General features: G+C 72.2%; 13 protein-coding genes and 1 pseudogene. 4 read left to right on the top strand and 10 right to left on the bottom strand.

Features of this window, described 5'->3' with window-relative positions; genetic code table 11:
- The first annotated feature begins 38 nt into the window (after nt 1-38).
- Complete coding sequence (gene metA / locus BLW32_RS09090; RefSeq protein ID WP_068526465.1) at nt 39-953, top strand: homoserine O-acetyltransferase MetA; 915 nt, start codon at nt 39-41, stop codon at nt 951-953.
- 4 nt (nt 954-957) lie between these two features.
- Here the strand turns inward: metA and BLW32_RS09085 are convergent, their stop codons facing one another.
- From BLW32_RS09085 to BLW32_RS09060, 6 genes are all read right to left on the bottom strand, one after another.
- Nucleotides 958-1,758: a hypothetical protein gene (locus tag BLW32_RS09085; protein WP_068742566.1), complete on the bottom strand. Its 801-nt coding sequence runs from the start codon at nt 1,756-1,758 to the stop codon at nt 958-960.
- A gap of 52 nt (nt 1,759-1,810) precedes the next feature.
- Entirely contained in the window at nt 1,811-2,197 is a 387-nt protein-coding gene (locus tag BLW32_RS09080; RefSeq protein WP_068742567.1) for a hypothetical protein, read from the bottom strand.
- A 5-nt stretch (nt 2,198-2,202) separates the two neighbouring features.
- Nucleotides 2,203-2,478 (bottom strand): DUF3618 domain-containing protein, encoded by a 276-nt coding sequence (locus BLW32_RS09075; RefSeq protein WP_068526462.1) that lies wholly within the window; start codon nt 2,476-2,478, stop codon nt 2,203-2,205.
- Between the two features lie 16 nt (nt 2,479-2,494).
- Nucleotides 2,495-3,490 (bottom strand): PE-PPE domain-containing protein, encoded by a 996-nt coding sequence (locus tag BLW32_RS09070; protein WP_068742568.1) that lies wholly within the window; start codon nt 3,488-3,490, stop codon nt 2,495-2,497.
- An 82-nt stretch (nt 3,491-3,572) separates the two neighbouring features.
- Nucleotides 3,573-4,373: an Fpg/Nei family DNA glycosylase gene (locus tag BLW32_RS09065; RefSeq protein WP_068742569.1), complete on the bottom strand. Its 801-nt coding sequence runs from the start codon at nt 4,371-4,373 to the stop codon at nt 3,573-3,575.
- Nucleotides 4,374-4,388: 15 nt separating this feature from the next.
- Nucleotides 4,389-4,871: a ribose-5-phosphate isomerase gene (locus tag BLW32_RS09060; protein ID WP_068526459.1), complete on the bottom strand. Its 483-nt coding sequence runs from the start codon at nt 4,869-4,871 to the stop codon at nt 4,389-4,391.
- 455 nt (nt 4,872-5,326) lie between these two features.
- Between BLW32_RS09060 and BLW32_RS09055 the strand changes: the two are divergent.
- Nucleotides 5,327-6,280, top strand: a pseudogene (locus BLW32_RS09055) (M48 family metallopeptidase); the annotation flags it as partial.
- Between the two features lie 258 nt (nt 6,281-6,538).
- Here BLW32_RS09055 and BLW32_RS09050 read toward each other — a convergent pair.
- Complete coding sequence (locus tag BLW32_RS09050; RefSeq protein WP_068526457.1) at nt 6,539-7,168, bottom strand: mycothiol-dependent nitroreductase Rv2466c family protein; 630 nt, start codon at nt 7,166-7,168, stop codon at nt 6,539-6,541.
- Between the two features lie 175 nt (nt 7,169-7,343).
- On the opposite strand from BLW32_RS09050, the gene pepN reads away from it, so the two are divergent.
- Nucleotides 7,344-9,911, top strand: coding sequence for an aminopeptidase N (pepN, locus tag BLW32_RS09045; RefSeq protein WP_068742571.1), 2,568 nt, complete (start codon nt 7,344-7,346; stop codon nt 9,909-9,911).
- Between the two features lie 58 nt (nt 9,912-9,969).
- Here the strand turns inward: pepN and BLW32_RS09040 are convergent, their stop codons facing one another.
- A complete protein-coding gene (locus BLW32_RS09040) occupies nt 9,970-10,431 on the bottom strand; it encodes a nuclear transport factor 2 family protein (RefSeq protein WP_068526455.1) in 462 nt (153 codons plus the stop codon).
- Nucleotides 10,432-10,527: 96 nt separating this feature from the next.
- Here BLW32_RS09040 and BLW32_RS09035 point away from each other — a divergent pair, with 96 nt between their 5' ends.
- Nucleotides 10,528-10,851 carry a YchJ family protein gene (locus BLW32_RS09035; RefSeq protein WP_231857428.1) on the top strand — a complete coding sequence of 108 codons (324 nt, stop codon included), beginning with the start codon at nt 10,528-10,530 and terminating at the stop codon, nt 10,849-10,851.
- A 72-nt stretch (nt 10,852-10,923) separates the two neighbouring features.
- Here the strand turns inward: BLW32_RS09035 and BLW32_RS09030 are convergent, their stop codons facing one another.
- Together BLW32_RS09030 and ctaJ are read right to left on the bottom strand one after the other, a co-directional pair.
- Complete coding sequence (locus BLW32_RS09030; RefSeq protein WP_068526507.1) at nt 10,924-11,406, bottom strand: DUF5130 domain-containing protein; 483 nt, start codon at nt 11,404-11,406, stop codon at nt 10,924-10,926.
- Complete coding sequence (gene ctaJ / locus BLW32_RS09025; protein ID WP_068526454.1) at nt 11,393-11,650, bottom strand: aa3-type cytochrome oxidase subunit CtaJ; 258 nt, start codon at nt 11,648-11,650, stop codon at nt 11,393-11,395. The genes BLW32_RS09030 and ctaJ overlap by 14 nt, the downstream gene beginning before the upstream one ends.
- Between the last annotated feature and the right edge of the window lie 20 nt (nt 11,651-11,670).

Below are 11,670 nucleotides of genomic sequence, written 5' to 3'. Positions count from 1 at the left end.
GGAGTCGGGCGGCACCGTCGTTGAACTAGGCTGGTCCCGTGCCCGTCACCATGCCCCACGACCTTCCCGCCCGGGCCGTCCTGGCCGCGGAGCAGGTCTTCGTCATGTCCGACGACCGCGCGGGGCATCAGGACATCCGGCCCATGCGGATCGCCATCCTGAACCTGATGCCGATGAAGGTCACCACCGAGACCCAGCTGCTGCGCCTGCTCAGCAACAGCCCGCTGCAGATCGAGCTGACGCTGCTGCGGATGGCCAGCCACGTCTCGCGGACCACCGCGTCGGAGCACCTCGACTCGTTCTACTCCACCTTCGACGACGTGGCAGAGCAGCATTTCGACGGCCTCATCATCACCGGCGCCCCGGTCGAGCGCCTCGACTTCGAGGCCGTCGACTACTGGCCGGAGATGACCCGGATCCTCGACTGGACGCGGACCAACGTGCAGTCCACCCTGCACGTCTGCTGGGGCGCGCAGGCCGCCCTGTACCACCACTACGGCGTCGGCAAACACGAACTGCCGCAGAAGCTCTCCGGTATCTACCCGCACCGGCTCACGGCAGCGCGATCACCGGTCGTCACCGGCTTCGACGACGAGTTCCTCGCCCCGCACTCGCGGCACACCGACGTCGACGCGGCCGACGTCGACGCGACCGGTGACGTCGCGGTGCTGGCGGTCAGCGACGAGGCCGGCGTCTATCTCGCGGCCAGCCGGGACGGGCGGCAGGTCTACGTCACCGGCCACCCGGAGTACGACGCGGACACGCTCGCCCGCGAGTACGCCCGGGACAGCGAGCAGGGCCTCCCCGTCGCGCCGCCCGCCCACTACTTCCCGGGCGACGATCCCGCCCGGCTCCCGCGCAACCGCTGGCGCGGCCACGGGAACCTGCTGTACAGCAACTGGCTGAACTACTGCGTCTACCAGGAGACGCCGTTCGACCCCGACGGCGCGTAGGCGATCAGCTCTGCGCGGGGGCCGCGCCGTCGTCCCCCCGGGGCTCCGGGGCGGCCGGCTCGGCCCGCCCGTCGGTCGCGTCCGCCTCCGTCGTCTCGGCGTCGATGACCGGGACGACGACCACCGCCGGCGGCGCCACCGCGGGCGCGACGACCGCGGGCGGCACCGCGACCGACGGCGCCGCCGTCACCCGGGCCGGGCGCGGCTGCCGCGGCTGCGCCGCCTTCGCGACCTCGCTCGCGGTGCGCAGCGCGAACTTCGGCAGGCTCGACAGCAGGTCCGTGACCGGCTCGGCGACGGTGTTCGCGGCACCGACCACGTTCTCGATGTCGCCCAGGCGCTGACCCATCGCGGCGATCGTCGGCGTGAGCTTGTTCATCGCCTCGGTCACCTCCGCCAGCTTCTGCACCACGCCGTCCTCCGCGGTGAAGGCGTCGACGATGCCGCCCTCGCGGGTCGCGCGGTCGAGCGGCCCGTCGGGCCGGATCACGCGGTCGACCGGGCCACCCTCGTCGAACAGGTCGGCCACCCGGTCCGCCGCGCCGCCGGGACCGACCACGCGGTGGATGGCGCCGTCGTCGCTGAGCAGGTCGGACACGCGGTGCACGATGTGCGGCACGCGCTGCGCCGCGGTGATCAGGTTCTCGTGGCGGGTGCCGCCGCCGGAGCCGGGATCGATCTTGTCCGCGGCCATCGACACGGCGTCGCGCGCGAGCCCGACCGAGGTCTCGGCGGCGGCGAGACCCAGGCCCGCCGCGGCCAGCCCGACGCGGGCGGGGGCGAGCAGTGCTTTCGGAAACTCCATGTATCCAGCGTAGCGCCGATCCGCGATGCCGGAATCGGGAGAATCCCTGAGGTCAGGCCCCGGGCGTGGGGCTGACGACGTAGGTCACGTCGCCGTCGTTCGCCGAGATCCCGACGGTGTAGCCGTGGCCGCGGTAGACGGCGCCGATCCGGCCCGCGTCCAGGGGGACGCCCGGCGCGACGGGGACGAGCCCGGCCGCGAGCAGGGCACGGGCGGCGGCCACGGTGTCGCGGCCCTCCACGGTGACCCGCCACATCGCGTGCCCGACCTCGATCGTCTCGGCCTTGCGGATCTCGCCGATCACCGGCACCTGCTGCACCGGAAAGGTCGCGGGCAGTGCGACGGGCGCGGCCGCGGGGCCGCCGCATCCGGCGGCGAGCAGGGCGGAGACGACGAGGGCGGCGCCGGTACCGGCGCCGCCCCTGTTCGTTCGTTCCATGCGGGTCAGAGCGAGATCTTGCCCTCGGCGATCGCGCGGATGAGCTGCTTCTCGCGGCGGGCGCGCTTGAAGCGCGACCCGATGACGAGCGCGGCCAGCACCGCGACACCGGCCGCGGCGGCCAGCACCGGCGGCTTGGTGACGGTGGCGATCACGGACTGCTGCGCCTGCTCGGCGAGCTTGCGCGGGTCCGCCCGCTCGCCCAGCTGATCCAGCGTCGCCGCCAGCTGCTCCCGGGCGCGCTCGATGTCGCGCTCGATGCTCTCGGTGTCACGTGCCACTTCGCTGTACCTCCGGTCAGCCGGCCTGCAAATACTTCCCCGACTCTAGACCAGCGGCCGCCGGCGCACCGCTCTGCGGGGCCCCGGCGCCGCGATCCGGCTCCGCCGGGAGGGCGAAGGTGGCCTGGACCTGCAGCCATTGCGCCAGCATCTGGCAGCCGGTGAGCTCGTAGTCCTCGTGCCGCAGCCGGGCGAGCGGCTCCGTCGCGTACGCGGTGTGGCGGTTGCCGCGCAGGTTGTAGTCGCGGCCGCGGTACTGCACCCGCGGCAGGTAGCCGAGGATCTCCCGACCGGCCGTGCGCAGCCGGTTCACATCGCGCCGCCACTGCCGGGAGCCGAAGGCGGTGCGGGTGGCGTTCTGGAAGCGGTGCCCGAGGTACTCCCCCGCGGCGCGCGGCGCCCACGTCGCCAGGTCGCGCAGCGTCAGGTACGCGGTGGCGTCGGCGATGTCGCGGACGAAGGAGTCGACGCTGGCGTTGCAGATCACGTCCTGCGGGTGCGAGATCCAGTGCAGCGGCAGACCGTCGGGCACCGACGGGCCGTCGCCCGCGACGCCGGAGCCGCACAACGACGGATCGCTGCCGTGCGGGCGTTCGGGATCGGAGATCAGGCCGACGGCGAGCACGTGCGGCGCGAACACCGGGCCGTCGGCCATGGCGCCCAGCACCCGGCGCACCACGGTGCAGCCCTGCGAGTACCCGATGAGGGCGACGGGGCCGTCGGCATCGGCGATCGCGGCCAGGAGTCGCTCCACGCCGATCGACACGGACTCGGCGAAGGAGACGCCGTCGCGGGCGGGGACCGGCCCGTACGAGGCCGGGTAGCCGACCCAGCGGGACCCGAAGCGGTCGTCGAGCTCGGCCACGACGTGGCTGAGCATGCCGGTCACCTCGGTGCGGGGATCGTCGATCCAGGACTCGCCCGTGCCCCCGACGGCGAGCACGGTGATCCGGGCCCGGCCGGCGTCCGCCGGTCGCCGGGCCGCCCTGCTGTGGACGGTCAGCGTGTTCATGCGACAACCCTTGCGCCCGTGGATGAGAACGAGCTGAAATCCATGTTAAGAAACCGGTGATGTGTCTGAGCTAACAGCGGCGTCAGCTCTGACAGGTGGGGCACCAGTACAGGTTCCGCGCCTCCATGACCTCGGTGCGGACGGGTGTTCCGCACACCCGGCAGGGGTCGCCGGTGCGCCGGTAGACGTAGGTCCGGGGGCGGTCCTCGGCGTACGACGGTGCGCCGTGATCGTGCTCCGGCCGCACGACGTGCATGCGCCCGCGCTCGACGCCGATCGGCATGAGCGCGACGAGGTCGGCCCAGATCCCGTCGAACTCGGCGCGCGAGACGTCGCGCCCCTCGCGGTGCGGGTCGATCCCGGCGCGGAAGAGCACCTCGGCGCGGTAGACGTTGCCGACGCCGGCCATCACCTTCTGGTCCATGAGCAGCGCCCCGACGGGCCGCCGGGACCGCTCGATGCGCCGCCACGCGTCCTCCGGGTCGGAATCGGGCCGCAGCGGGTCGGGCCCGAGGCGGGCGAGGACCCCGTCGACCTGCTCCTCGGTGACGAGCTCGCACGCGGTGGGGCCGCGCAGGTCGGTGCCGCCGCGCGGCCCGACGATGCGGTACCGCACCTGTCCGACGGGAGCGGGGGCACCGTCGGACACCCCGAAGTCGGTGAAGGCGCCGTACAGGCCGAGGTGCACGTGCACGATCAGCCCGCCGTCGTAGCGGTGCCACAGGTGCTTGCCCCACGAGTCGGCGCGCTCGAAGACACGGCCGTCGAGACGCTTCGCCTCCGGCGCGAACCGACCCTGGGGGCTGGAGACGCGGACGCCCTCGCCCGCGAACAGTGCGTCGTGGGCGAGGGCGAGCCGGTGGAGAGTGTGTCCCTCGGGCATCGAGGGCGCGCTTCGCTAGGCCTCGGGTGCGCCGGGCACGGCCGGGGCGACGCCCGTGCGCTCGTACTCGGCGAGGATGTCGATGCGGCGCTGGTGGCGCTCCTCGTCCGACCACGGGGTCGCGAGGAAGGCGTCGACGATGGCGAGGGCCTCGTCGGCGGTGTGCATACGGCCACCGATGCCGATGAGCTGCGCGTTGTTGTGCTGGCGCGCGAGCTGGGCCGTCTCGACGCTCCAGGCGAGGGCGCAGCGGGCGCCGGGCACCTTGTTCGCGGCGATCTGCTCGCCGTTGCCGCTGCCGCCGAGCACGATGCCGAGGCTGCCCGGGTCGGCGACGACCCGCTTCGCGGCGTCGATGCAGAACGCGGGGTAGTCGTCGAGGGCGTCGTAGGTGTGGGCGCCGCAATCGACGACCTCGTGGCCGGCGGCCGTCAGGTGCCGAGCGATCTGGGACTTCAGTTCGAATCCGGCGTGGTCGCCGCCGAGGTAAACGCGCATGGGAACAAGTCTGACACGCGTCGCGCGAGCATCCGAAGGCGGCACAGCCTACATTCGATGGCATGGATGACAGCACCGAGCAGACACCGGGCCGGGAGCCGCAGGGCGACTCCTCCCCCACCGAGTCCGCCCGCAGCGGGGCCTTCAGCTCCGAACCGGACGAATCGACGATGCCGAGCACGGGCTTCTTCCCGGTCGTGCAGCCCGAGGAGCCGACCGCGACCCCGGCGCCGTCCGACGCGGCGACCTCCGCCATCCCCGCCGCGGACTTCCCGACCGAGCGTCACCGTTCCGGTGCGCACCACGCCCTGCCGGAGCTCGGCGCCCACGACCCGTCGGTGACCGCGGGCCTGGGCGCGACCGCCCCGCAGGCGGGCGGTCCGCCGTTCGGCTCGGGCCACCTGCCGGGCGGCCACTTCCCGGGCGGGCACTTCCCGGGCGGCCCCGTTCCGCCGATGCCGCAGCCTCCGTCGTACGCCGGGGCGCCGCGGCGCCACCCGTGGGAGATCCCGCTGCTGGTGATCGTGATCCTCGTGACCGTCCTGATCTACGGCGGCGCGCTGCTCCTGGCCGCGTTCGGTGTGGTCAACGAGTACCTGCTGCTGGCGCTCGTGGTGCCGATCCTGCTGTGGCTCGGCCGAGGCCTGACCTGGGCGTCGCCCCGCGTCCAGGGCGTGCAGATGACGCCGACGCAGTTCCCCGAGGGCTACCGGATGGTGCGCGAGGCCGCGGCCCGGTACGGCATGCGCGAGGTCCCCGACGCGTTCGTGGTGATCGGCAACGGCCAGATCAACGCCTTCGCCTCGGGCCACGGCTTCCGTCGCTTCGTCGTGGTCTACAGCGACCTGTTCGAGATCGGCGGCGAGGCCCGCGACCCCGACGCGCTGGCGTACATCATCGGCCACGAGGTCGGTCACATCGCCGCGGGCCACGTCTCCTACTGGCGGCAGGTCGGCTCCTTCGCGATGGGATACCTGCCCGTGATCGGCGCGGCACTGTCCCGCTCGCAGGAGTACACGGCCGACAACTACGGCTACTTCAACCAGCCCGCCGGCACCCCGGGCGGCATGGGCGTCCTCGGCGCGGGCAAGTACCTCGGCAAGGAGGTCGACTTCGACCAACTCGCCGACCGCGCGTCGACCGACAAGGGCTTCTTCACCTGGCTGGTGAACCTCACCGCGTCGCACCCCGTCCTCACCTGGCGCGCTGCCGCGCTGCGCAACCGCACCAAGGCCGGCTCGCTGTGGTTCGCGCCCAGCGGCCCGATGCGCGGCGTCGGCGGAGGCGCGGTCGTGCCCGCCGGCCCGCTGCCCACGTACACGCAGCAGGAGGTACTGGCCCCGGCTCCCGGGCAGGTGGCGTCGGCGCCCGTCGTGCCGGGGCACGTGCACCAGGTCCCGACGGGGCCGTACGGCGCCACGCAGGTTCCCACGGACCAGCCGGCGCCCACTCAGCAGCCGTACCCGGAGGGCGGCTACTTCGCGCAGTGGCAGGGTTCGCAGGGCGACCCGGGCACGCAGGACGACCAGGGCTCGGACGGCCGGTCCGGGCAGCCCGGTACCCCGCCGAGCGGCCCGTCCGGCTCCTAGGCCCACGACGACGGAACCCCCGCCGCACCGATCCGGTACGGCGGGGGTTCTGTGGTTCCGGGTCAGTCGGTTCCGGGCTCAGTCGAACGCGGGCTCCTCGTGGCGGCTGCGCTTCAGCTCGAAGAAGTGCGGGTAACTCGCCAGCAGGACGGCGCCGTCCCACACCCGGCCCGCGTCGTCGCCGCGCGGGATGCGCGAGAGCACGGGGCCGAAGAAGGCGGTGCCGTTGACGTGGATCGTCGGGGTGCCCACGTCGTCGCCCACCTTGTCCATGCCGGCGTGATGGCTCGCGCGCAGGGCCTCGTCGAAGTCCGTGCTGTTCGCAGCCGCGGCGAGGTCGGATTCGAGGCCGGTCTCGGCGAGCGACTCGGCGATCACCACGGCCAGGTCCTTGTTCTGCTCGTTGTGGATCCGGGTGCCCATCGCCGTGTACAGCTTCGGCAGCACCTCGTCGCCGTGGCGCTGGGCGGCGGCGATGAGGACGCGCACCGGGCCCCACGCCGTCTTCATCAGCTCCTGGTAGATCTCGGGCAGGTCGTCGCGGCCCTCGTTGAGGACGGCCAGGCTCATGACGTGGAACTGCACGTCGATGTCGCGCACCTTCTCGACCTCGAGGATCCAGCGCGAGGTGATCCAGCACCAGGGACACAGCGGGTCGAACCAGAACTCGACGCGATCCTTGGCGGTGGACGGGGCGGTATCGGTCACTTCGGCTCCTGCTCGTGGGACGGTCAGATCTCGATTAGATCCTGCTCCCCGGTGCAACATCGCGCACGCCGATCTGCTTCCCGCGCGGACACGCGGGGACGGCGGGTGGCATTGTGGGACGGGTCGAGCCGGTGCGTCCGGCTCCGTGTCCGCCGAGTCCAGAAGGAGCGTCCCTTTGTCCGCGCCGAATCTCACCCGGGTCCAGGCCGCCGAGCGCGCCGCCACCGTGGCCGTCTCGCGCTACGCGATCGACCTCGACCTCACCGACGGGGCGGATGCGCCCGGCGAGAAGACCTTCGGGTCGACCACGACGATCACCTTCACGGCGACGCCCGGCGCGGAGACCTTCATCGATCTCATCGCCGGCGGCATCACGGCCACCCTCAACGGGCGGCCCGTCGACACCTCCGGCTACACCGAGGAGGGCGGGCTCGCCCTGCACGGCCTCGCGGCCGAGAACGAGCTCGTGATCTCGGGCCGGTTCTTCTACTCCAACACCGGCGAGGGCCTGCACCGCTTCGTCGACCCGACCGACGGCGCCGTGTACCTGTACTCGCAGTTCGAGACGGCCGACGCCAAGCGGATGTTCGCGTGCTTCGACCAGCCCGACCTCAAGGCCGTGTTCGACGTGGCCGTCACGGCACCGTCGGCCTGGACCGTGGTGACGGGCGGCGCGGAGGCGACCCGCGAGCCGCTCCCGACCGGCGCGCACCGCTGGACCTTCGTCACGACCGAGCCCATGTCGACCTACCTGGTCGCGCTCATCGCGGGCCCGTACGCGGTGTGGAGCGACGCCTACACGGACGAGCACGGAACGATCGACCTGCGCCTGTTCTGCCGCGCGAGCCTCGCCGAGTACATGGACGCCGACCGGCTGTTCACCGAGACCAAGCAGGGATTCGGCTTCTACCACAAGAACTTCGGCATTCCCTACGCCTTCGGTAAGTACGACCAGCTGTTCGTACCCGAGTTCAACGCGGGCGCGATGGAGAACGCCGGCGCGGTCACCTTCCTCGAGGACTACGTCTTCCGGTCGAAGGTCACCCGGTACCTCTACGAGCGGCGCTGCGAGACGGTGCTGCACGAGATGGCGCACATGTGGTTCGGCGACCTGGTGACCATGCGCTGGTGGGACGACCTGTGGCTGAACGAGTCCTTCGCGACCTTCGCCTCGGTGCTCAGCCAGGCCGAGGCCACCGAGTACACCTCCGCGTGGACGACGTTCGCGAACGTCGAGAAGTCGTGGGCGTACCGGCAGGACCAGCTCCCGTCGACGCACCCGGTGGCGGCCGACATCCCGGACCTGCAGGCCGTGGAGGTCAACTTCGACGGCATCACCTACGCCAAGGGCGCCTCGGTGCTCAAGCAGCTCGTCGCCTACGTGGGCCTCGAGCCGTTCCTGGCGGGCCTGCGCACGTACTTCGTGGAGCACAAGTTCGGCAACGCCACCTTCGACGACCTGCTGCGCGCGCTGGAGGCCTCGTCGGGCCGCGACCTCTCGGACTGGGGCGCCCAGTGGCTCAAGACCACCGGCATCAACATCCTGCGCCCCGATTTCGAGGTCGACGGTGACGGGAACTTCACCCGGTTCGCCATCGTCCAGGAGGGCGCGGAGCCCGGCGCGGGCGAGTTGCGCACGCACCGCCTGGCCGTGGGCGTGTACGCCGATCAGGACGGGAAGCTCGTGCGCACGCAGCGCGTCGAACTCGACGTCGCCGGCGAGCGCACCGACGTGCCCGAGCTCGTCGGCGTGCACCGCGGCGAGCTGGTGCTCGTCAACGACGACGACCTGACCTACTGCTCGGTGCGGCTGGATCCGGTCTCCCTGGCAACGGTGACGAGCCGCATCGCGGACATCGCCGATTCCCTCCCCCGCACGCTCGGCTGGTCCGCGGCGTGGGAGATGACGCGGCAGGCGGAGATGAAGGCGCGCGACTTCGTGGATCTGGTCCTCGGCGGCATCGGCGCCGAGACCGAGGTGGGCGTGGTGCAGCGCGTCGTGCTGCAGGCGCAGACAGCCGTCGAGTCCTACGCGGATCCCGCGTGGGCCGCCGCGGAGGGCCGCGAGCGGCTCGCCTCGGGCCTGCTGCGGCTGGCCCGCGCGGCCGAGGCCGGCTCGGACTTCCAGCTCGCCTTCGTCAACGCGCTGGCCGCGTCCGCCCTGGGGCGCGCCGAGGTCGAGGCGCTGCGGGCGCTGTACGACGGTGCCGAGCCCGCCTCGGTCGGCCTGGACGGGCTCACCGTCGACACCGACCTGCGCTGGCGCCTCCTGACCGCGCTCGCGCGGGCGGGGGCCGTGGGCACCGACGAGATCGACGCGGAGGTGCTGCGCGATCCGACGGCCGCCGGCGAGCGGTCCGCCGCGGCCGCGCTGGCCGCCCGCCCGGACATCCGGGTCAAGGAGGAGGCCTGGGAGAAGGTCTTCGGCGACGACTCGCTGTCGAACACGCTGACCCGCGCCATCGCCGCCGGGATCGTCGCGCCCGGCCAGGGCGAGCTGCTGGCGCCGTTCACCGCCCGCTACTTCGGCGCGATCGACGAGGTGTGGGCACGCCGCTCCTCCGAGGTCGCGCAGACGGTCGTCGTGGGCCTGTACCCGTCGTGGGACATCTCCGACGGGGCCGTGGCCGCGGCGGACGCGTGGCTCGCGGGCGACAAGCCCCCGGCCCTGCGCCGCCTGGTCCTCGAGGGACGCGCCGGCATCGTCCGCTCGCTGGCGGCGCGGGCCTTCGACCGCGCCTGACGCACCGACGACCGCGGCCCCGGGATCCTTCGATCCCGGGGCCGCGGTGTGTGGTGGCTCAGCTGATGAAGGGGTGGCCGCTCACGGTCTTGCCGGGGTCGTCCTGGATGACGTCCCAGTGCTCGACGATCTTGCCGTTGGCGACGCGGAAGATGTCGGCGACCGCCTGGGCCTTGCCGTCGTAGACGGACTTCGCGTAGACCACGACGATGTCGCCGTCCGCGACGATGCGCACGATCGAGGTGCTGTACTTCGGGTCCTTCACGACGGGGCCGAGGACCTTGACGAAGGCGTCGCGGCCGTCGGCGACCTCGGGGTTGTGCTGGATGTAGTGGTCGCCGATGTAGCGCTGCGCCGCGCCGGCGATATCGCGCTGTACGAAGCCCTCGGTGTAGAAGGCCGTGACGACCTCCCGCGGGGTCGACGGGGCCGCGCTCGCCTGGGCGGCGACGCCCAGGACGAGGGCTCCGACCGTGAACACCGCGGCGACGGCGTTGCGGATCGTCCGGTTGAGGTTCATACCGTGTCCAATCATTGAAACTTCAATACTTTAATTCGATCAGAACACGATCGGGCGCCGCGCACAACGTGATGACCATCGCCGTACGCTGCACGGATGGACGCGCACCACACCCCCGAGACCGCCGAGGCGCTGATGCGCTCCCGGTTCGCCGCCTTCCGCGACGGCGACGTCGACTGGCTGCTCGCCTCGTGGCACCCGAGCACCCGCCCGGCGGACCTCGAGCTCGACGGGGACGTACGCTGGCGCGGCCTGCAGATCGTCGACACCGTCGACGGAGCCGAGGGCGACGAGACCGGCGTCGTCGAGTTCCGGGCGACCTACGTCGCGGACGGCGCGCACGGGGTCCTCCACGAACGCTCCCGGTTCGTCCGCGAGGACGGGCGGTGGTTCTACGTCGACGGGGACTTCCCCGCGTAGGCCCGGCGCCACCACGAGAAACGCGACGAGCCCACCGGAACGGATCCGGTGGGCTCGTCGCGTCGAGGCGGATTACGCCGTGGGCGGCTTCACGGCCGAGGCCATGACGCGCAGGGCGGCGATGACGCCGTCGATGAGGTCGCCGGCCTGGAAGGGCGGGATCGCGGCGGTGACGCCGAGCTGCGCGACCTTGTCGCCCAGGCGGTCGGCGACGCCGCTGCCGGTCAGCACCACGATGTCGCGGGTGTTCGGCGAGACGGCGATGAGCGCGGCGTACTCGGGCTCGGGGGCCTGGCGGAGCACGGCCTCGGCACCGGCGTGCGCGTCGTCACCCAGGTCGCCGATGTACACCGAGAACCGGGCGTTCGCGTCGCGGGTCGCGCGGATCAGCGCCTCGTCGAGGCCGATCAGCTCCTCGCGCGTGAACGGCGGGTTGGCCGGGCTGTCGCTCGCCTGGCGCGCGGCGGAGATCCGACCGCTCGAGGTGATCGCGGTACCGATGGGCAGCTCGCCCTGCGGCACGGCGACGGTCTGCGTGTGATCACCACTTGCCACGAGCGGCACCCCCGATCAGGTTCTCGTTGTCATGGTCGCCGTGGTGCGCACCGTGCGGGCCCACGGGGGCCTCGTCGACCGCGCTGAACAGCATGGGCTCGCGGGTCCACGGCTCGCCGAGCTTGTACTCGCCCGGCTGCTGGTACTTCTCGTTGCGGCCGGTGGCCATCGAGATGACACACAGGACGACGATCACGATCGTCGCGACGACGGTGATCCCGCCGACGATGTTGAGCAAGCTCACTGTGGGCCCCTTTCCTTCTC

The sequence above is a fragment of the Tsukamurella tyrosinosolvens genome (assembly GCF_900104775.1).
Lineage (GTDB): Bacteria > Actinomycetota > Actinomycetes > Mycobacteriales > Mycobacteriaceae > Tsukamurella > Tsukamurella tyrosinosolvens.
This window is presented reverse-complemented; position numbering and strand designations above follow the sequence as displayed.

Coding starts and splice junctions, on each gene's coding strand:
- BLW32_RS09085 (WP_068742566.1), bottom strand. CDS start 1,758: ATGGAGTTTCCGAAAGCACTGCTCGCCCCCGCCCGCGTCGGGCTGGCC.
- BLW32_RS09080 (WP_068742567.1), bottom strand. CDS start 2,197: ATGGAACGAACGAACAGGGGCGGCGCCGGTACCGGCGCCGCCCTCGTC.
- BLW32_RS09070 (WP_068742568.1), bottom strand. CDS start 3,490: ATGAACACGCTGACCGTCCACAGCAGGGCGGCCCGGCGACCGGCGGAC.
- BLW32_RS09065 (WP_068742569.1), bottom strand. CDS start 4,373: ATGCCCGAGGGACACACTCTCCACCGGCTCGCCCTCGCCCACGACGCA.
- BLW32_RS09060 (WP_068526459.1), bottom strand. CDS start 4,871: ATGCGCGTTTACCTCGGCGGCGACCACGCCGGATTCGAACTGAAGTCC.
- BLW32_RS09040 (WP_068526455.1), bottom strand. CDS start 10,431: ATGAACCTCAACCGGACGATCCGCAACGCCGTCGCCGCGGTGTTCACG.
- BLW32_RS09035 (WP_231857428.1), top strand. CDS start 10,528: ATGGACGCGCACCACACCCCCGAGACCGCCGAGGCGCTGATGCGCTCC.